This window comes from Pseudomonas sp. PDM24 (assembly GCF_019218905.1).
In the GTDB taxonomy this organism is placed as follows: domain Bacteria; phylum Pseudomonadota; class Gammaproteobacteria; order Pseudomonadales; family Pseudomonadaceae; genus Aquipseudomonas.
In genome coordinates this window covers 447,071-465,713 of sequence record NZ_JAHUWR010000003.1, presented here as the reverse complement: position 1 = coordinate 465,713, position 18,643 = coordinate 447,071, and the positions used below count along the sequence as shown (strand labels likewise).

Genomic DNA, 18,643 nt, shown 5'->3' with positions numbered 1-18,643 from the left:
CGCGAAGGCGGTGTGCCAGGCAACATTGATGTCGACTGACACTCCCTCTTCGCGAGCAAGCCCGCTCCCACAGGTAAGCCTGGGCTAATGGTTCGTGACGTCAGTTCTTGTCCAGATCCACATTCTTGGTCTCACGCAAACAGATCATCCCCACCACCAGGCTCACCCCGGTAATCACCACCGGGTACCACAGCCCGTAGAAAATATCCCCGGTGTACACCACCAGCGCAAACGACACCGTCGGCAGGAAACCACCAAACCAGCCGTTGCCGATGTGGTAGGGCAGGGACATGGAGGTGTAGCGGATGCGGGTCGGGAACAGTTCGACCATCAGCGCCGCCAGCGGGCCGTAGCACATGGCGGAGATGATGATCAGTGCGACGATCAGCGCCACGATCATCGGTTTGTTGATCAGCTGGGTGTCGGCTTGTGACGGATACCCGGCCAGGGTTACTGCGCCGCGCAGGGCGGCTTCATCGTAGCCATCGATTTTCACCTCGCCAATGCTGACCTGCACGGCGCTGCCGGTCGGGGCCGCTTCGCTGTTGTAGGGCAGGCCCTGTTTGACCAGGAAGGTTTTGACCTTGTCGCACGGGCTATCAAATTTAGCCTTGCCCACCGGGTCGAACTGGAAGGTGCAGGTGGCCGGGTCAGCCAGCACGGTGATCGGTGCCTGGCGGCTGGCCTGGTCGATGGCCGGGTTGGCGTAGTGGGCCAGGGTTTTGAAGATCGGAAAGTACAGCGCGGTGGCCAGCAACAGGCCGATCATCAGCACTGGTTTGCGCCCGACCTTGTCCGACAGCCAGCCGAAAAAGATGAAGAACGGTGCGCCGATGATCACGCTGACGATCAGCAGGCTGTTGGCCAGGGCCGGGTCCATTTTCAGGAACTGGGTGAGGAAGAACAGCACATAGAACTGCGCCGCGTAGAAGGTCACCGCTTGCCCGGCGTTGATGCTGAACAGCGCAATCAGCACCACTTTGAGGTTGTCCCATTTGCCGAAGGAATCGCGCAGCGGCGACTTGCAGAGCTTGCCTTCTTCTTTCATTTTCACGAACGCAGGCGACTCATGCAGGCTCAAGCGAATCCAGGTCGAGATGCCCAGCAGCACGATCGAAAACAGAAACGGAATGCGCCAGCCCCAGACTTCGAACTGGTCGCCGGTGAAGTAGCGGCAGCCGAGCACCACCAGCAGCGACAGCAGCAAGCCGAGGGTGGCGGTGGACTGAATCCAGCTGGTGTGGAAACCGCGTTTGCCCATCGGTGCGTGTTCGGCGACGTAAGTGGCAGCGCCGCCGTACTCTCCGCCCAATGCCAGACCCTGAAGCATACGCAGCACCACGAGGATGATCGGCGCGGCGATGCCGATGCTCGCGTAGGTCGGCAGCAAGCCGACGCAGAACGTCGCCACCCCCATGAGGACGATGGTTGCCAGGAACGTGTATTTACGCCCGATCATGTCCCCCAAGCGTCCGAACACCAGCGCACCGAATGGCCGCACGATGAAGCCGGCGGCGAAGGCCATCAGCGCGAAGATGAACGCCGTGGTGTCGTTGACCCCGGCGAAGAACTGTTTGCTGATGACCGCCGCGAGGGCGCCATAGAGGAAAAAGTCGTACCACTCGAACACCGTCCCGAGGGACGAGGCGAAGATGACTTTCTGGGTTTCCTGACTGGTGCCGGCGCTGCGGACGGCTTCCATGGGCTGAACATGTTCTGACATATCGGTATCCCTCACAGTGATTGTTTTTGTTGTTCCACTGTCGGCGCCAGCCTTGTGGGCGGGGGCCGCGTTTATCCATAAAGCGGGGTGTACGTCGATCTTTGTAGGAGCGAAGCTTGCTCGCGAAGGCGTCAGACCTGACACACCGCGTCATCGTTCTTCGCGGGCAAGCCTCGCTCCTACAGTTGGTTGCTCAGCAGTTCCTTCTGCGGGTTGAGGCTCCTTGTGCTGGGGCTGAGCATCAGTTGCGCAGCCTTCTCAGCGATCATCAACGTCGGCGAACAGGTATTGCCCGAGGTGATGCGCGGCATGATTGAAGCGTCGGCGATGCGCAGACCCGGAATACCGTGGACGCGCAGCTCGGCGTCGACCACCGCGTCCGCATCGTTACCCATCCGGCAGGTGCCCACCGGGTGGAAAATCGTCGTGCCGATCCGGGCGGCGGCTTCGTGCAATTGTTCTTCGCTCTGCAAGCTGTCGCCGGGCAGATACTCGACCGGTTTGAACGCTTGCAAGGCGGGCGCGGAGACGATACGGCGGGTCAGGCGGATGGCATTGGCTGCCACTCGCAAGTCTTCGGGATGGCTCAGGTAGTTGGGCTGAATCAGCGGCGCTTCCCGTGGGTCGGCGGAGCGAATGTCGATTCGGCCACGGCTTTGCGGGCGCAGATCGCAAACCGACGCGGTGAACGCGGGGAAGGCGTGCAGCGGCTCGCCGAAACGCTCCAGCGACAACGGCTGCACGTGGTATTCGAGGTTCGCCGAGGTCTGTTCCGGTCCCGAACGGGCGAAGGCACCAAGTTGGCTCGGCGCCATGGACAGCGGGCCGCTGCGGTCATACAGGTAACGCAGGCCCATGCCCATCTTGCCCCACAGCGTGCCGGCGATCTGGTTCAGGGTGCGGGCGTTTTCCAGTTTGTAGATCAGCCGCAGTTGCAGGTGATCCTGCAGGTTGCCGCCTACGCCGGGCAGTTCATGGGCAACGCCGATGCCCAGTTTTTGCAGCAGCGGGCGAGGGCCGATACCGGAACGCTGAAGGATGCCCGGTGAACCGACGGAGCCGGCACACAGGACGATTTCCTTACGCGCCTTGAAGGTTTTCGCCTGGCCTTGCCAACGAGCGCTGACCGCCGAGGCACGGCCGTTTTCCAGCAGCACGCGGTCCACTTCGACGTCGGTCAGCACCGTCAGATTGGAACGCTGGCGGATTGGTTTGAGAAATGCCTTGGCCGCGTTCCAGCGGATCCCGGCTTTTTGATTGACCTGGAAGTAGCCGCAGCCTTCGTTGTCGCCCTGATTGAAGTCATCGATGCTGGCGATGCCGCTTTGCTCGGCGGCCGCGCGAAACGCATCGAGGATCGGCCATGACAGCCGCTGCCGCTCGACTCGCCATTGCCCGGCAGCGCCGTGAAATTCCGAGTCGCCGGCAAAATGGTTTTCGCTTTGCTTGAACAGTGGCAGCACGTCTTGCCAGCCCCAGCCGGCATTACCCTCGGCCGCCCAACCGTCGTAATCGCCAGCCTGGCCACGCATGTAGATCATGCCGTTGATCGAGGAACAGCCGCCGAGCACCTTGCCGCGCGGGTAGCTCAGGGCGCGGCCTTGCAGGCCCGGTTGCGCTTCGGTCTTGAAGCACCAGTCGGTACGCGGGTTGCCGATGCAGAACAGGTAACCGACGGGAATGTGAATCCACGGGTAGTTATCGCGGCCGCCGGCTTCGAGCAGCAACACGCGATGCTGCGGGTTGGCTGACAGTCGATTGGCCAGCAAACAACCGGCCGGCCCGGCGCCGACCACGATGTAGTCGTATTCATCAAGGGAAGTCTGCATCCCTGACCTCTATTGTTGTTCTTGTTGTCGGTCATCCTAGTTGTTAGCTTTCGTTAAAAGAATGTTAGTTTTTACGCAGCTGCTGTGCGTTTTTAAACAGCGTCGTTAACGGCATAACCTCAAGGGTGGTTCATGTTCGACTGGAATGACCTGCGGTTTTTTCTCGAATTGCAGCGCAGCGGCCGCTTGCTGACCGCCGCTCGCCGTTTGAACACCACTCACGCCACCGTGGCCCGGCACATCGAAGCCATCGAAAAAAGCCTCGGCACTGCGCTGTTCGTCCAGCATGCCCAGGGCTACGAACTGACCCCGGCCGGCGAAGCGCTGCTCAAACACGCCGAAGCGATGGAAAACGTCGCGCTGCTGGCTCAGGAAGAAATCACCCAGTCATCCGCGCCGCTGGGCAAGATCCGTGTCGGAGTGACTGAGGGGTTGGGCATCATGTTCTTGGCCAGCCGCATGAACGGGCTGTTCGAACGCTATCCGGGGCTGGAAGTGGAACTGGTGGCGGTGCCACGCTTCGTCAGCATTCTCAACCGTGAAGCCGAGATCAGCATCCACCTGGAACGCCCGGCCGCCGACATGCTGGTCACCCGCAAACTCACCGATTACCGACTGGCGCTCTACGCCAGCCAGGCCTATCTGGACCGCGCGCCACCACTGCGTAGCCGCGAGGACCTCGGCCGTCACGCATGGATCGGCTACGTCGACGACTTGCTGTTCAGCCAGGAACTGGTGTTCCTCAACAGCTTCTGCCGCAACCCCCAGGTGGTCTTTCACAGCACCAGCGTCATCGCCCAGCAACAGGCCGCGCGCTCGGGCCTGGGAATCGCCGTGCTGCCGTGCTACATGGCCAGCGCCGATCCCCAACTGGTGCCGTTGTTGCCGGATGAAAGCATCCAGCGCAGTTACTGGATCAGTACGCGGCGCGAGCTGCACAAATCCGTGCGATTGCGGGTGCTGTGGGATTACGTGGTGGAGTTGTGTGAGCGTGAGCAACATCTGCTGCAAGGCTCCATTCCTCTGTAGGAGCGAGCGGTGCGGCGATCCGACTTGCCCGCGAAGGCGTCAGGTCGGGCACACCGCGTTATCGTTCTTCGCGGGCAAGCCTCGCACCTACAGGGCTCTCGCCGCGAGCCGCACAAGTTCGAGCCGGGGTTATTGCCGGGATAGCACTTGGCGTCCAAGCTATTGGATGACGACAAGGAGCGTTATCCGACACTCCGTCGCGAACAAGGGAGCTTGCAGCATGACCGAAGATACAAAAGTGAAAGGGCCGGCGTCGTACTTCCCCTCGATTGAAAAAAAGTACGGCCAACCAATCAACCACTGGCTGGATCTGCTGGAAACAGTAAGCGGCAAGAAGCATATGGAAATGGTGGCTTGGCTGAAGGCTGAACACGGTATGGGGCATGGCCATGCCAATGCGTTGGTTGCGCATTATCTGGCGAGCGCTAAAAAGTGAGTGAGAAGGTTTTCGAGTAGGGCGAGAAGGGTACAGATTGCATTTCTGGCCCATCCCAACCCACCAACAGCTCGCCCACAGCCCATTTAAACAGTGATGCAGGTAGCTCCTAATGAACAATCAGGAGTTTCACCATGATCAAACCTACGTTCAGCGCACAGACATTCAGCCATTGGATGTCCGTTGCGCAGGGTTGTGGTTCTGGCCATCAGGAATCGACAGGGTCGCCCGCAGCCCGCCTTCGGGTGGATTGACCAGTGTAATCCGCCCACCCAGCCGCGTCGCAATGGTGCTGACGATGGTCAGTCCCAACCCTGCGCCTCCGGTATTTCCACTACTGTAAAAACGTTCGAACAACCGTGCGCGATCCGCTTCGTCGATGCCTGGCCCCTGGTCCTGGACGCTCAAGTTGTAGAACCCATCGTCCTGGCTCAGTTGCACGGTGATGACGCCATGCTCCGGCGAAAAATTCGCGGCGTTGGTGACCAGATTGTTCAGGGCGATGTCGATGGCGGCAGCGTCGGCAAGCACTTCAAAAGGCTGGTCAGCGACATCGAAGGCCAGCTCCAGGTTCTTGCTCAATAACCAGGGCGTGAGTTGGGCCAGACTGGCGCGCACCGTTTCGCTCAGGTCGATGCTTTGCTCCACCGGCACCACGGCCTTGGGTTCGAGACGGGCCATGGTCAGCAGCTGATTGACCAGGCGGCTGGTGCGGTCGACCCCGGCAATCAGAAACGCCAGGGACTCACGACGCTCCTGTTCCGTGCCGGCTTCCTGCAGGTTTTGCGCATGCACCCGCAGCACGGCCAGCGGCGTGCGTAATTCGTGAGCGGCGTCGGCGATGAAGCGCCGTTCGCGGCCAAGCACCTCTTGAATTTGTGCGAGCATGCGGTTGAGCGCTGCCTGCATCGGTTCCAGTTCGCTGGGCAACGGGGTCAGTTGCAACGGCTCCAGAGAACCGCTGTGCCGTGCCCGCAACGTTTGCGCCATATTGGCCAGGGGTTTGAGCCCCCAGCCAATAGCCAGCCAGACCATGGCCGCCAATATCAGGCTACCCAGCACATTGGGCCACAGGGTATGACGCACGATCCGGTCTACCAGGTCCGCACGCACGTCGTCCCGTTCACCGACCCAGATGCGCAGGTCATTCTGTTTGTCTTCGAGCATGAACACCCGCCAATGGCGGTTGTGCAGATCCACCACATCGCTGAAACCGGATTTCGTCGGCGGCGCCGTGAAGGAGGGCGCACTGGCGGTGTGCACCAGTACTTCGCCCTTGCGATTCCACACCTGAAAGGCAATTTTGCTTTCATAGGGATGACCATCGACTCTCGGCACCGCTTCACTCAAGGCCTTGTTGAACGCTTGATACAGTTCGGCGTGTTCATTGCTGGCCAGCGGCATGCGCATCACACCCTGCAACAGCCGGGCGTTCTGGGCCAGTTGGGCGTCGTAGACTTCGGCAATTTCGTGATTGCTGTCGTGCAGGTTGAGCACGCTGATGATCGCCAGACCCGTCAGCATCAGGCCGATGATCAGCGTCAGGGTGCGACGCCGGATCGAAGTCATCCACGCTCCTCCACCAGGTACCCGACACCGCGAATGGTGCGGATCAGGTCCGTGGAGAACTTCTTGCGCAGGTGATGGATATGCACTTCCAGAGTGTTGCTTTCGGCTTCTTCGTTCCAGCCGTAAAGCAGTTGCATCAGGTGATCGCGGGTCATGACCCGGCCCGGAGGCGAGAGCAACTCGTGGAGCAGTTGATACTCCTTGGGCGTCAGCGCCACCGGTTCGCCTTGATAGCTGACTTGCTGGGTACCGGGGTTCAGGCTGATGCCGGCGTGTTCGATCAGCACTTGAGCGCGACCGGCGCTGCGTCGCAACAAGGCCCGCAGGCGAGCCTTGAGTTCGGCCAGGTCGAAGGGCTTGATCAGGTAATCGTCGGCCCCGGCATCCAGCCCGGCGATGCGGTCTTCGGTGGCATCCCGGGCGGTGAGGATCAGTACCGGCAGGTTGGAGCCGCTTTCACGCAGGCGACGCAGCACTTGCAAACCGTCCATGCGCGGCAGGCCGAGATCGAGCACGGCCAGGTCAAACGTCTCGCTGAGCAGCGAATGCAAGGCACTGCTGCCGTCTTGCAGCCAGTCGACGGTGTAACCCTCACGGCCCAGGGCCTGATGAATGCCCTCGCCGAGAGCCACGTCATCCTCGATCAGTAATAAACGCACGCGGACTCCTGTCAGTTGAGTTTTTTGTTCACGTCCACCAGTAACGCTTCGATCTCTTTGCGGCGCCCGGCATCGGCGCTTTCCCGGCCTGGGCGGGGGGCCGCTTGCAGGGCTTTTTGCAGTGCGTCCCTGGCTTCACCATAGCGCTTTTGACGGTAAAGGTGATCGCCCCAGAAGTACAGACTGTCGATGCCGGCGGGATTCAGCTGCAAGGCCTGCTTTAACAGTTGTTCGGCCTTGTCGGCATCGCCGAAACCGAGGGGCCAACCGGGCACACGATCATACAGCGCGGCAAGGCTGGTATAGGCCGAGCCTTGCAAGGCCTTGGGATCAATAGCGAGGGCTTTTTCCAGGTCAACTTTGGCGGCCTTGACCTTGCTCAAGGCGCCGAGGCCACCCTGGGCTCCGGCCCAACTGCTGGTGACAATGCCGGACCAGATCCACGCTTCGGCCAGGGATTGGCGTTCCTGGGTAAACGCCGAGGCTTGGGTCGCGAGTTTTTCGAAGGCCACGGTGCGCTGTTCGGCGGGCAATTCGTATTGAATGTGCGCCCAGCTTTGCTGAATGCCATTGAGGCGCTGCTGATCGGCGGCGTCCAGCGCCCAGACGCTTTGGCTCAACACCCCGAACAGCAGGCAAGTGACGATTTTTTTCATGGTTTGAGACTCTCGTTATCGGGCTTCTGACTGAGGCGACGGATCAACGGCAACTGCTTGCGCAAGCCACGGTCCACCAGATGCGGCAACAGACTGTTCAGGCGAACGAAAAAGCGTTCAGGCCAGCCCAGGTACAAATCGCGCCGGTCACCGGCAATCGCGTGGATGACCGCCGAAGCGACAGTTTGCGGATCGTCGACATTGGCTTTGAGCGCATCGTTCAGCGCCTGGGCCGCCGGGCTGTTCATGCTGGTGTGGGTCGCCCGAGGGGCAACGTAAAGCACGCTGATCCGGGTGTCGGCCAGCTCCCGGCGCAGGGCTTCGGAGAACCCGCGCAGGGCAAACTTGGTGGCGCAATAGCTGGCGTAACCGGGGTAGCCGATGGAGCCGTAGGTCGAGCCGACGTTCACCACCATGGCGCTCTCGGCTTGCTTGAGCAGCGGCAGCAAAAGCTTGGTCAGGCAGATCGGCGCACTGATGTTCACCGCCAGCATCGCATTGATCTCGCTGTCATCGAGCTGTTCGAGCATGGCGAAGTGGTTGACCCCGGCGGCGTTGACCAGCAGGTTGATGCCACCGATGGCTTCGCCCGCAGCCAGCACTTTTTGTCGGTCGCCGGGGACGGTCAGGTCAGCGCCGACCCAACACAGGTGCAGCGGGTAGCGTTCGAGCAAGGGCTCCAGCGCCTCCCGGTGCCGGGACACGGCCAATACCCGCGCGCCACTGGCACACAGGGCGCTGGCGATGGCCAGGCCGATACCGCCGCTGGCTCCGGTCAAAACCACACGGGCTTCATGCAGCTGCATGCAGGTTCTCCCCATCGTGGGGCAGGCCGCGGAACATGTCGGTATAGAGCGTGTAAACGACCTTCGAGGCATGAATCACCGCGGCTTGATCCGCCGGGTCTTGGAGTGTGTTCATCAGCCGGCGGTAGGTCTGCATGTGTTCGATATCCAGCGAACCGTGGGAACTCAGGTAGCTGAAGGCGGTTTCCGGCAGCGCCAGGCGCTCGCGGATGCTGCCGGCCGCGTGGGTGGCTAGGGCAATGCTGGTGCCTTCCAGCACGTTGACCATGCCGAACAGGCCCACCGGGTTGTCCCGGGCAATCAGGTCGTAGAGGAAGCTGACCATCAACTCGATCGGCAGCGATGGACGACCGTCACGCACCGCCTCTTTATCACCGCCACAGGCCGCGATGTCGTCGAGTACCCACTGTTCGTGGCCGTACTCCTCGTCGATGTACTCGCACACCGCTTTGCGTAGCCATTCCAGCCGCTGCGGCAGACGTGCGCCGCACGCCATCATCAACGGCACGGTATGGCGCACGTGGTAGTAGGCCTGGGCGAGGAAGGCGCGGTAGCTCTCCAGGCTGACCTTACCCTCAAGGGCATCGCGGATGATCGGCAGGTTGAACAACTCGTGGCGTTCCTGCTGGGTGGCTTCTTGCAGGGTGTCGAAAAAACTCATGATGCGGAATCCTCGGAAAAAATGAAGTCAGTGAGCTGCGCCCGGTAACGCTCGACGATGGCGTCGCGGCGCGGTCGGCCATTGGCGGTCAGCAAGCCATTGGCGGCGGTGAATGGTTGATCGAGACGGGTCCAGTGATGAACCTGGGCGTAATCGGGCAAGGCCTCGTTGGCCTGGGCCACGGCGGCGGCCAGCTCTTCATCGGTGCAGTCAGGCCGATGGGGCCAGAGCAGGGCGTGGTTGCTCGGCATCGCTTCGCCGAGGACGAACGCCTGAGCGATGTGGCGACGCTGAGTGAGTTCGGCCTCGACCCATTCCGGATTGACGTTGCGGCCGAAACTGGTGACGAACTGATGCTTCTTGCGCCCGTTGAGGTAGAGAAAACCTTCCGGGTCGAACTCGCCGAGATCGCCGGTCGGCCACCAATCATCGCGCAAGGGTGCTTGCCCCAAGTAGCCGAGCAGGGTCGAGCCCTTGACCAGCACTTCACCATCATCGGCCAGGCGAATCTCGACATGGGGCAGGGGCCGGCCAACGCTACCAGGGCGGCGCGCGCCCGGGCGATTGAGGCACACCACCGACGAGCATTCCGACAACCCGTAACCCTCGTAGACCGGAATACCGATGCGCTGGGCGCGATGCAGTAACTCTTCGGAAACCCGTGCTCCACCGACCGCGGCAAAACGCAACGATTGGGGGTTGAATGCTTTTTGCTCGGCGGCGCTGACCAGCATCAGCAGCAACTGCGGCACCAGGATCAGACTTTCCGGTTTTCGGGCGGCCAGACAACCCAACAGCCGCGGCACATCGACACCGCTGGCACCTTGAATGCCCAGGGTTTTCTGGCTCGGTACGCTCAAGGTCGCGCCGGCATACAGCGCGGCGTAACAGCCGAGGTTTTCCAGCAGAATCGCCAGGGGCAGCAGCGCCAGGTGATGCCGTGGATCGGTGGGTTTGCTGGCCTGATCCAGTTCACGGGCCACCCGCAAAAGGCTCTCGGCGCTCAGGCACACGCCTTTGGGCGTGCCGGTGGTGCCTGAGGTAAAGGTCAGTTTGGCGGTGCCTTCGGGTATCAGGTTCGGGCCGCTGAAGGGGCGACGCCAGAATTCGCCGGTCTTCTCGTAGCCGGCCGCCTGCAGTTCGGCTTCCAGTTCCGGTTCGGCAATCACCAGTGTCGCCTGGCTCTGTTCCAGGCAATGACTGCGTTGTGCCGGGCTGAAGAAGGGCGGCAACGTCAGACAGGTCAGGCCTTCGAACAGGACGGCCAGGTCCCAGAGCATCGCTTCGGTGCCATTGTCCAGGGCCAGCGCGACCACTTTGACGTGCTCATCGCGCAGACGCTGTTGGCGATACATGACCTCGGCGTACAGCGTGGCGTAGTCCAGTTTCAACTGATCGCCCCACAAGGCGATGGCGTTGGTCTTGCGCTCGGCATGACTGCGCAGGGTCTGCTTGAACCGCTCCATTTCAGGCGACATGGCTGGACTCCTCCAGGGACGTCGGCAACCCCAGGCGATTGAACAGACCGATATTGCGCAAATGGATGAAACCGGCGCGGATGTTGCCGACATGCACCCATGGCTGACTCTCGTAATAACTGCCCCAGAGGTGACGGTCATCGCCCAGCCGCGCAGGATCGGCGGCGCAGAGCGTCACCGGCTTCAAGCCCAGGCGATGAAAACTGTTCACCAGCCCGATGTTGCCGGTGAACGCCACCCATTCCAGCCCGCCCATGGCCAACAGGTAGGTAATGGCGATGATGCTCAGGCGCGCACTGCCGGTATCGCTGGCGGCGAGGTTACCGACCTCGACGATGCCGGCCCGGTCCACGGGTTGACCGGCAGCGTCGCTGATCAGCGGATCAATCGCCTCGTCCAGATAACGTTCCAGAAACAAGGGTTCGGCACCGGCCAGTCGTACGCCAGCCACCGCACAAAGCGTGCCTGACACATCGCTCATGCCGAACAGCTGCGGCATGAATTGGCGGATGTCGGCGCCATGGGCCTTTCGAAAACGCTGCTGGATAAAGGCTTCGAAAACCGGACGCTGGGGATCGTCCGGCAAAGCTCTGGCCAGACTCATCTGCGGGGTTTCGGCTTGGCCGAAGTGCAGGGGCAGAGGGATGTTCCAGTCGAAATCGGGCATGGGCAAGAACGCCTCCCTGAGTAAGTTTGGGAGGAGTATCAAAGGCAATTCTTAACGGAGTCTGAAGGTGGCCCTTCAGATTGTCTTAAGACTGGACGGGCAGGGTGGCGCCGGTCGGTTCGACGAAACCGGATCCAGGCTGTACGAAATGAGTCGGCAGCCGCCACCGATCTTCACGAGGCCCCGTATGACCCGAGATTCAGCAGTACACCGGTATGGAAAACTCTCGATCACCTTGCACTGGCTGATGCTGGCGCTGTTCGTCGGCGTTTATGGTTGCATCGAGATCAAAGGATTGTTGCCCCGTGGACACGCCCTGAAGGGCCTGTTTCTGGGGCTGCACGGCATATTCGGGGTGAGCATTTTTGTGCTGGTCTGGATTCGCCTGCTCGGGCGCCTCACGCCCCGGCCACCGATTACCCCGGCCCTGCCCACCTGGCAGACGGGCATCTCGCACCTCATGCACCTGGCGCTGTATGGACTGATGATCGCTACGCCGCTATTGGCCTGGTTGATGCTGGCCGCCGGGGGCAAGCCGATGCCGTATTTCGGCTTTTTCTTGCCGGCGCCGATTGCGGTTGATCCCGATCTGGCCAAGCAACTCAAGCATTGGCATGAATGGCTCGGCAGCACCGGCTATTGGTTGATTGGTTTGCACGCAGCGGCGGGGTTGTTTCATCACTACTGGGTCCGCGACAACACGCTCACGCGCATGCTGCCGGGGGGCTCTGGTGTGGGTGTCAATGAGCGTCAGCGATAATTCGGAATTGGGTGCTGGCCAAGCGTTCGCCATTTACCAGAATGTGCACCGCGTGCTGGCCGGCATAGTGCCGGCGGGTGGTCAGTTCCTTGATGTGCTGACTGCGGCTAATGGCTTCGCTGGCATTGTCGGACAGCGTGAGGGCTTTAAGTTTGAACACCTTTGCCGAGGTGCTGCCGTTGGCTTTGACATAATCGATAGCGTAATCGATCACCAATCGCTGACTGTCCGGGACCGTGGACTTCACTCTGAAAGACAGGGTGATTTTCTCACCCAGACGTATCACCGCCGGCTCAACCTTCACGTCAATGATTTCAACCTCGGGCTTGCCGCTTGCGCCAATGATTGCCAGCGCTCGCTTGTTACCCTGTTTGATCAAACTGCGCAGAGCGTGTCTGGCGATCCACGCCGTGTGTTTGTTGTCCAGCGACCAGCCCTCGATCAGCGCCAGCACCCACTCGGGATGATCCTTGGTGATGTCGTTGAGGTGGTTGGCCACGGATTTGCGCACGTAGAGGCTGTCGTCGGCCTTGAGGTTGTCGAGGATCGCAGCCGCCAGTGTCGGGTCGGCCTGGACCTGTTCCAGGCGGAACGACCATGGCAGACGCGGTCGGCTACCTTCGCTCGCCAGGCGCCGGACGTGTTCGTTTTCATCCAGCGACCAGACGTGCATCAGCGCCAACGAGCGTTCGATATCACTGCGCAAAAAATGCCGGATGGCAAACTCCGAGGAGCCGAAGGAAGTGAAATATTTGAGTGCATTCATCGACAGATCGAACGTGTGAGCGCCGTAGGTCGCGACGTAGTGCGGCAAAAACATACTGACGAAGGCGCTATTGAGGCGCGGGGCGAGGGCGCGCAGGACGTCGAGGGATTCTTCATAACCGAGTGGCAATACCGCGTGCAGGCATTCGCTGACGCGGGCCATGCGTTGCATAACTGACAATTCCGCCAGACCGGTTTTGGCCAGTTTCAGGAAAGCCTTGGCATCGAAGCCGGGGTAGACCGCAGTCATCTCGGTGGCGATGTGCGCGAGGCGTTCGGCGTTGAAGATTTCCTTCAGGGCGGGGGAGGTCTGGTCTGCCATCGTGGATTCCTTGCCAGGTGATCGTTCCCACGCTCTGCGTGGGAATGCATTCCGTGACGCTCTGCGTCACATTTCAAGAGCGGACGCAGAGCGTCCATGGCGGCATTCCCACGCGGAGCGTGGGAATGATCTGGATCAAACCTTACCCGCTTCCTCTTCCAACTGATCCGACTCAAACAGTTTTGCCAATTCCGCCCGCGCTTCCTGGGCGGTCTGCATCACTTTGGCCGCATCGTCATACACCGCATGCTGGGCTTCCAGCACCTGTTCATCGTGATGGGTAAAGCGCTTGATCCGCGCATCCGCCTGGGCCTGTGTCAGACCCAGTCCGACCAAGGTCCGCCGGGTCATTTCCAGGCTGGAGTAATAGGTTTCCCGCACCGCCTGCGCTCCGACATCCACCAACCGGTGCACATGCTGACGGTTACGGGCGCGGGCGATGATTTTGATGTGCGGATAAAGCTTGTGCACCACCTCGGCTGTCTTGATGTTGGTGTCGGGATCATCGGTGGCGATCACGAAAAACTCCGCTTGCTCGACCTTGGCCGCGCTGAGGATTTCCGGGCGCATCGGGTCGCCGTAGAACACCGGCACGCCGCCGAAGCTGCGGGACAACTCGATGGTTTCCACCGATGTGTCGAGGGCGATGAACTTGATGTTCTGCGCCCGCAGAATCCGCGCCACGATCTGCCCCATACGGCCCATGCCGGCGATCACCACGCGGGGCGTGTCGGCGTCGATTTCACGGAATTTTTCCGGCACCACCACGGGTTGAACCTTGGGGCTGACCAGTCGGGCGCACAACAGCAACAACAGCGGCGTCACGGCCATGGACAAGGTAATCGTCAGCACCAGCAAATCGTACAGGCGTGGCTCGAACAGCCCCTGATCACGGCCGATCTTGAACACCACAAATGCGAACTCACCACCGGCCGCCAGCACGATGCCGAGGCGAATCGCACTGACCTTGCCCAAACCTCCGGCCAGTCGACCGACAACAAACAGCAGCGGCAACTTGATGGCGATCAGCAACAGGGTCAGCCCCAGCACCACGACTGGCGCGCTCAGCAGCAGACTCAAATTGGCGCCCATGCCGACGCTGATAAAAAACAGCCCCAGCAGCAGTCCCTTGAACGGTTCGATCTGCGCTTCCAGCTCGTGACGGTATTCGGAATCCGCCAGCAGCAAACCGGCGAGGAACGCGCCGAGTGCCATGGACACGCCGACCAGGTCCATCAACCACGCTGTACCAATCACCACCAGCAACGCGGTGGCGGTGGACACCTCCGGCAGACCGGTTTTGGCCACCACCCGAAACACCGGGCGCAGCAAGTACCGTCCGCCAATCACCACCACCGCGATACTGCCCAGCACCCGCAAGCCATGGTTCAAATCTTCGGCGGCACTGCTGGTGTGATCGCCCCCGGCCAGCAGTGGCACCATCGCAATCAGCGGGATCGCGGCGATGTCCTGAAACAGCAAAATCGCGAACGCCAACCGCCCGTGAGGGCTGGTCAGTTCCTTGCGCTCGGCCAGGCTTTGCAAACCAAATGCAGTAGACGACAACGCCAGGCCCAGGCCCAACACGATGGCGCTGTTCAGGGATTGGCCGAACACGAACAACGCCAGCACACCAATCACCGAACCGGTCAGCAACACCTGCGCCAGGCCCACGCCGAACACCGATTTGCGCATCACCCACAAGCGTCGCGGCGACAGCTCAAGGCCGATGATGAACAGCAACAACACCACCCCGAGTTCAGAGATGTGGCTGACGCTTTGCGGGTTGCCGATCAAGCCCAGCACCGACGGCCCGATGATCACCCCGGCAAACAGATAACCCAACACCGCCCCCAATTGCAGGCGCTTGGCCAAGGGGACGGTGAGCACTGCCGCGAACAAAAAGACGACAGCGGCTTGTAACAGGTTGCCTTCGTGGGGCATGTGAAACTCCAAAAACTCGATACGGCGGGGGCGATAAGGATAAAGGCTGGAGCCGGATGCGTCAGCCATGAACGAAAACGTTTGGGCCGACACACCGGTATCGCGAGAAAGCACCCAAGATGTCGTTACATTTAGCATCAATTAGTGACATTCATAGGATAAGCTGATCAATCTGTTCGTTCCCGAGTGCGTACCATGGCCATCAACTTCGACCTTAACGATCTGCAAGCCTTTCGCGCTGTGGTGGAGCAGGGCAGCTTTCGCAAGGCCGCGGACACCGTACGCATCTCCCAACCAGCCCTCAGCCGGCGGATCGAAAAGCTCGAAGACGCTCTGGGCGTGAAATTGTTCGAGCGCACTACTCGTCGGGTCAGCCTGACTCAGGCCGGGCGTGGCTTCATGCCCAGCGTCGAGCGCCTGCTGGATGACCTGGACGTGGCGCTACTGGGCATCAGCGAAGTCGCCTCGACCCGGCTCGGGCATGTCACCGTCGCCTGTGTGCCGTCGGCGGCGTACTACTTCATGCCGCGCGTGATCGCCCACTACCACCGGCAATTTCCGCGGATCAAGGTCAAGGTGGTCGATTCCAGCGCTCACGAGGTATTGAGCGCCGTGGTCAACGGTGAAGCGGACTTCGGCCTGAGCTTCATGGGCACCCTGGAGGCCGAAGTCGATTTCGAGCCATTGGTGCAAGAAGGTTATGTGGTGGCGTGCAGACGAGATCACCCCCTGGCGGGACGCAGCAGCGTGACGTGGGATGAGTTTTATCAGCAGGATTACATCTCACTGGATAAGACTTCGGGTAATCGCTTTTTGCTGGATCAAGCGCTGACTGGCGTGGTGCCGCAACGGCCGAGCATCTGCGAAACCCGTCATGTGACGACCATGATCGGTCTGGTGGAGGCTGGGTTGGGTGTGGCTGCGGTGCCGTTGATGGCGATGCCGGCGGCGGATCACCCGATCCTGACGAGGGTACCGCTGACCGATCCACAGGTGATGCGCAGTATTGGTTTGATCAAGCGCCGGGGCCGTACGTTAACCCCGGCGGCATTGGCGTTAGAGCGGCTGGTGGTGGAAATGAAAATCCAGCAACCTTCGGTCAGTGGCTGACTGAGTCCAGCCCCGTAGCTTTTACGTCCGGCTGGGCTGCGGTGGAGGCCAGGTACTCAAGCAGCGCCTTGGCTTCGGCCGGGTGTTGCGCATCGACCGGAATACCGGCGGCGAAACGGGTGACCGATTGCACCGATTCCGGAATTTTCGCCACAAAACTCACCCCAGGCGCTGGTAGCAATTCGCTGACCTGCTGGAAGCCCAGTTGATAATCGCCGGTGGCAACCACCGAGCCCACCGGGATTTTCGGGATCATCTTCGATTTGGGTTTGAGCTGGTTTTCGATGCCCAGACGCTTGAACAGTTGATCCTCGATATACACGCCGCTGGCACTGTCGGAGTAGGCGACTGACTTGGCGTCGAGCAGGGTTTTTTTCAGGCCTTCCACCGAGCTGATGTCCGGCTTCGGCGCACCTTCACGCACCACCATGCCGATCCGCGAATCCGCCAGTTCGACCCGTGAAGCGGGATCGATTTTGCCTTGCTTGATCAGGTCGTCGAGGGCATAGCCGACCATGATGACCACGTCGGCTTTTTCACCACGGGCCAGACGATTGGGAATCGCCTCCGGGGCTTTTCCCATGGATGGCCCAAGGGCGGTGTCGAGGGTGTTGCCGGTAGACTCGGCGAATTTCGGGCCGAGGATTTTGTAGGCTGCTGTGAAGCCACCGGACGTCATCACACGAATTTCTTCGGCCTGGGCGATCGCACTCAGACCGAGACTGGCCACCAGGGCCAGGGCGGTGAAGTTGAAAAACCTTTTCATCAAATAGCTCTCGCAGTTAGAGGTTGGGTGGTTCACGACACAGCCGGTTGCAGGCGGCCAGAGGCACGGCGATAGAGGAACAGCGTCGCGCACAGCGCACAGAGCGCGGCGAAACTCATCCAGTAACCGGGCGCAGCCTTATCGCCGGTGTACTGGATCAGGAAGGTCGATATGGCTGGTGTGAAACCGCCGAACACCGCCGTCGCCAGGCTATAAGCCAGAGAGAAACCTGCGACCCGAACCTCGACCGGCATGATTTCCGTCAGCGCGGCGATCATCGCGCCGTTGTACAAGCCATAAATGAACGACAGCCACAGCAGCACCAACAGCATGTTGATAAAACTCGGTGCTTGCACCAGATAGGTCAGCGCTGGGTAGGCTGTGGCTAACGTCAGCAACGCCATGGCGATCAGTACCGGGCGACGACCGATGCGATCCGAAATCGCGCCGCCAATCGGCAGCCAGAAAAAATTCGAAACGCCCACCAACAAGGTCACCAGCAGCGCATCGGAGGTACTCAGGTGCAGCACGGTTTTGCCGAAGGTCGGCGCGTACACGGTGATCAGGTAGAACGCGGTCGTGGTCAGGGCGACCATCATCATTCCGGCGAACACGATGCCCCAGTTCTGCGCCAGGGTACGGAACACATCGCCCATGCCTGGCCGATGTTTGCGGGCGGCGAACTCTTCGGTTTCTTCCAGGTTGCGGCGCAGGAAGAAGATGAACGGCACGATCATGCAACCGACGAAAAACGGAATCCGCCAGCCCCAATCGGCAATCATCGTCGGCGCCATCCATTGGTTCAGGCCATAGCCCAAAGCCGCCGCGATGATGATCGCCACTTGCTGGCTCGCTGATTGCCAACTGGTGAAGAAACCTTTGTTGCCGGGAGTGGCGATCTCCGCGAGGTACACCGATACACCGCCCAGTTCCGCACCGGCCGAGAAGCCTTGCAACAATCGGCCGATCAGCACGATGGCCGGGGCGAACAGCCCGATGGTTTCGTATCCGGGCACCAGCACAATCAGAATCGTACCGCTGGCCATGATCGACAGGGTGACGATCAGCCCCTTGCGGCGCCCCACATCATCGATGTAGGCGCCCAGTATCACGGCGCCCAACGGACGCATCAGGAAGCCGGCGCCGAACACCGCAAACGTCATCATCAGGGACGCGAACTCGCTGCTGGCCGGGAAAAACACGGCAGCGATCTGCGTGGCATAGAAGCCGAAAAGGAAGAAATCGAATTGTTCGAGGAAGTTGCCCGAGGTTACCCGGAAAATCGCACTGGTCCGGGAGCGACCGGAATGGATTGATGCTGTCATTGACGTGTACTCCACCGCTTTTATGACGTGCACTGCCTGGACGCGGTGCACGGTTCTTATTGGGGTGGATAGTGGGGCAGGGACATCGATATGTTAATTGCATAGTTGGCATGTATTGATGCATGAAGCGGATCAATG

17 protein-coding genes are annotated in these 18,643 nt (G+C 60.7%); 4 read left to right on the top strand and 13 right to left on the bottom strand.

Annotated elements, in window-relative coordinates:
* Nucleotides 1-100 precede the first annotated feature (100 nt).
* Both KW837_RS13755 and KW837_RS13750 read right to left on the bottom strand, forming a co-directional pair.
* Complete coding sequence (locus KW837_RS13755; protein ID WP_218396458.1) at nucleotides 101-1,723, bottom strand: MFS transporter; 1,623 nt, start codon at nucleotides 1,721-1,723, stop codon at nucleotides 101-103.
* A gap of 179 nt (nucleotides 1,724-1,902) precedes the next feature.
* The gene (locus KW837_RS13750; RefSeq protein WP_218396456.1) at nucleotides 1,903-3,552 is read right to left on the bottom strand and encodes a GMC family oxidoreductase; all 1,650 of its coding nucleotides are present in this window, start codon (nucleotides 3,550-3,552) and stop codon (nucleotides 1,903-1,905) included.
* A gap of 132 nt (nucleotides 3,553-3,684) precedes the next feature.
* On the opposite strand from KW837_RS13750, the gene KW837_RS13745 reads away from it, so the two are divergent.
* Together KW837_RS13745 and KW837_RS13740 are read left to right on the top strand one after the other, a co-directional pair.
* Nucleotides 3,685-4,581, top strand: a complete 897-nt coding sequence (locus tag KW837_RS13745; protein ID WP_218396454.1) for a LysR family transcriptional regulator — start codon at nucleotides 3,685-3,687, stop codon at nucleotides 4,579-4,581.
* A gap of 220 nt (nucleotides 4,582-4,801) precedes the next feature.
* Nucleotides 4,802-5,017, top strand: a complete 216-nt coding sequence (locus KW837_RS13740; protein ID WP_218396452.1) for a DUF4287 domain-containing protein — start codon at nucleotides 4,802-4,804, stop codon at nucleotides 5,015-5,017.
* Nucleotides 5,018-5,182: 165 nt separating this feature from the next.
* On the opposite strand, the gene KW837_RS13735 is transcribed toward KW837_RS13740, so the two are convergent.
* The 7 genes from KW837_RS13735 to KW837_RS13705 are packed head-to-tail and all read right to left on the bottom strand — an operon-like array spanning nucleotide 5,183 to nucleotide 11,513.
* The gene (locus KW837_RS13735) at nucleotides 5,183-6,586 is read right to left on the bottom strand and encodes an ATP-binding protein (protein ID WP_218396450.1); all 1,404 of its coding nucleotides are present in this window, start codon (nucleotides 6,584-6,586) and stop codon (nucleotides 5,183-5,185) included.
* Nucleotides 6,583-7,245, bottom strand: a complete 663-nt coding sequence (locus tag KW837_RS13730) for a response regulator (protein ID WP_218396448.1) — start codon at nucleotides 7,243-7,245, stop codon at nucleotides 6,583-6,585. Before KW837_RS13730 ends, KW837_RS13735 begins: the two co-directional genes overlap by 4 nt.
* 11 nt (nucleotides 7,246-7,256) lie before the next feature.
* Entirely contained in the window at nucleotides 7,257-7,901 is a 645-nt protein-coding gene (locus tag KW837_RS13725; protein ID WP_218396445.1) for a tetratricopeptide repeat protein, read from the bottom strand.
* The gene (locus tag KW837_RS13720; protein ID WP_218396443.1) at nucleotides 7,898-8,707 is read right to left on the bottom strand and encodes an SDR family oxidoreductase; all 810 of its coding nucleotides are present in this window, start codon (nucleotides 8,705-8,707) and stop codon (nucleotides 7,898-7,900) included. Before KW837_RS13720 ends, KW837_RS13725 begins: the two co-directional genes overlap by 4 nt.
* Nucleotides 8,694-9,368 carry a TenA family transcriptional regulator gene (locus tag KW837_RS13715; RefSeq protein WP_218396442.1) on the bottom strand — a complete coding sequence of 225 codons (675 nt, stop codon included), beginning with the start codon at nucleotides 9,366-9,368 and terminating at the stop codon, nucleotides 8,694-8,696. The genes KW837_RS13720 and KW837_RS13715 overlap by 14 nt, the downstream gene beginning before the upstream one ends.
* Nucleotides 9,365-10,846 (bottom strand): AMP-binding protein, encoded by a 1,482-nt coding sequence (locus KW837_RS13710; RefSeq protein WP_218396440.1) that lies wholly within the window; start codon nucleotides 10,844-10,846, stop codon nucleotides 9,365-9,367. Before KW837_RS13710 ends, KW837_RS13715 begins: the two co-directional genes overlap by 4 nt.
* Entirely contained in the window at nucleotides 10,836-11,513 is a 678-nt protein-coding gene (locus KW837_RS13705) for a thermostable hemolysin (RefSeq protein ID WP_218396438.1), read from the bottom strand. Before KW837_RS13705 ends, KW837_RS13710 begins: the two co-directional genes overlap by 11 nt.
* A 187-nt stretch (nucleotides 11,514-11,700) precedes the next feature.
* Here KW837_RS13705 and KW837_RS13700 point away from each other — a divergent pair, with 187 nt between their 5' ends.
* Complete coding sequence (locus KW837_RS13700; RefSeq protein WP_218396436.1) at nucleotides 11,701-12,273, top strand: cytochrome b; 573 nt, start codon at nucleotides 11,701-11,703, stop codon at nucleotides 12,271-12,273.
* Here KW837_RS13700 and KW837_RS13695 read toward each other — a convergent pair.
* Together KW837_RS13695 and KW837_RS13690 are read right to left on the bottom strand one after the other, a co-directional pair.
* A complete protein-coding gene (locus KW837_RS13695; protein ID WP_218396434.1) occupies nucleotides 12,254-13,360 on the bottom strand; it encodes a DNA alkylation repair protein in 1,107 nt (368 codons plus the stop codon). The two genes, KW837_RS13700 and KW837_RS13695, sit on opposite strands and share 20 nt — an antisense overlap.
* A gap of 135 nt (nucleotides 13,361-13,495) precedes the next feature.
* Nucleotides 13,496-15,304, bottom strand: a complete 1,809-nt coding sequence (locus tag KW837_RS13690; RefSeq protein ID WP_218396750.1) for a monovalent cation:proton antiporter-2 (CPA2) family protein — start codon at nucleotides 15,302-15,304, stop codon at nucleotides 13,496-13,498.
* Between the two features lie 195 nt (nucleotides 15,305-15,499).
* Between KW837_RS13690 and KW837_RS13685 the strand changes: the two genes are divergently transcribed.
* Nucleotides 15,500-16,414, top strand: coding sequence for a LysR family transcriptional regulator (locus KW837_RS13685; RefSeq protein WP_218396432.1), 915 nt, complete (start codon nucleotides 15,500-15,502; stop codon nucleotides 16,412-16,414).
* Here KW837_RS13685 and KW837_RS13680 read toward each other — a convergent pair.
* Together KW837_RS13680 and KW837_RS13675 are read right to left on the bottom strand one after the other, a co-directional pair.
* Entirely contained in the window at nucleotides 16,404-17,180 is a 777-nt protein-coding gene (locus tag KW837_RS13680; protein ID WP_218396430.1) for a substrate-binding domain-containing protein, read from the bottom strand. The two genes, KW837_RS13685 and KW837_RS13680, sit on opposite strands and share 11 nt — an antisense overlap.
* A gap of 32 nt (nucleotides 17,181-17,212) precedes the next feature.
* The gene (locus KW837_RS13675; RefSeq protein ID WP_218396427.1) at nucleotides 17,213-18,505 is read right to left on the bottom strand and encodes an MFS transporter; all 1,293 of its coding nucleotides are present in this window, start codon (nucleotides 18,503-18,505) and stop codon (nucleotides 17,213-17,215) included.
* Between the last annotated feature and the right edge of the window lie 138 nt (nucleotides 18,506-18,643).

Bases quoted from the DNA above. Each gene is read 5' to 3' on its own strand.
- KW837_RS13705 (WP_218396438.1), bottom strand. From the start codon at position 11,513: ATGCCCGATTTCGACTGGAACATCCCTCTGCCCCTGCACTTCGGCCAA.
- KW837_RS13675 (WP_218396427.1), bottom strand. From the start codon at position 18,505: ATGACAGCATCAATCCATTCCGGTCGCTCCCGGACCAGTGCGATTTTC.
- KW837_RS13735 (WP_218396450.1), bottom strand. From the start codon at position 6,586: ATGACTTCGATCCGGCGTCGCACCCTGACGCTGATCATCGGCCTGATG.
- KW837_RS13685 (WP_218396432.1), top strand. From the start codon at position 15,500: ATGGCCATCAACTTCGACCTTAACGATCTGCAAGCCTTTCGCGCTGTG.
- KW837_RS13725 (WP_218396445.1), bottom strand. From the start codon at position 7,901: ATGAAAAAAATCGTCACTTGCCTGCTGTTCGGGGTGTTGAGCCAAAGC.
- KW837_RS13710 (WP_218396440.1), bottom strand. From the start codon at position 10,846: ATGTCGCCTGAAATGGAGCGGTTCAAGCAGACCCTGCGCAGTCATGCC.
- KW837_RS13750 (WP_218396456.1), bottom strand. From the start codon at position 3,552: ATGCAGACTTCCCTTGATGAATACGACTACATCGTGGTCGGCGCCGGG.
- KW837_RS13680 (WP_218396430.1), bottom strand. From the start codon at position 17,180: ATGAAAAGGTTTTTCAACTTCACCGCCCTGGCCCTGGTGGCCAGTCTC.
- KW837_RS13740 (WP_218396452.1), top strand. From the start codon at position 4,802: ATGACCGAAGATACAAAAGTGAAAGGGCCGGCGTCGTACTTCCCCTCG.
- KW837_RS13755 (WP_218396458.1), bottom strand. From the start codon at position 1,723: ATGTCAGAACATGTTCAGCCCATGGAAGCCGTCCGCAGCGCCGGCACC.
- KW837_RS13690 (WP_218396750.1), bottom strand. From the start codon at position 15,304: ATGCCCCACGAAGGCAACCTGTTACAAGCCGCTGTCGTCTTTTTGTTC.
- KW837_RS13715 (WP_218396442.1), bottom strand. From the start codon at position 9,368: ATGAGTTTTTTCGACACCCTGCAAGAAGCCACCCAGCAGGAACGCCAC.
- KW837_RS13745 (WP_218396454.1), top strand. From the start codon at position 3,685: ATGTTCGACTGGAATGACCTGCGGTTTTTTCTCGAATTGCAGCGCAGC.
- KW837_RS13720 (WP_218396443.1), bottom strand. From the start codon at position 8,707: ATGCAGCTGCATGAAGCCCGTGTGGTTTTGACCGGAGCCAGCGGCGGT.
- KW837_RS13700 (WP_218396436.1), top strand. From the start codon at position 11,701: ATGACCCGAGATTCAGCAGTACACCGGTATGGAAAACTCTCGATCACC.
- KW837_RS13695 (WP_218396434.1), bottom strand. From the start codon at position 13,360: ATGGCAGACCAGACCTCCCCCGCCCTGAAGGAAATCTTCAACGCCGAA.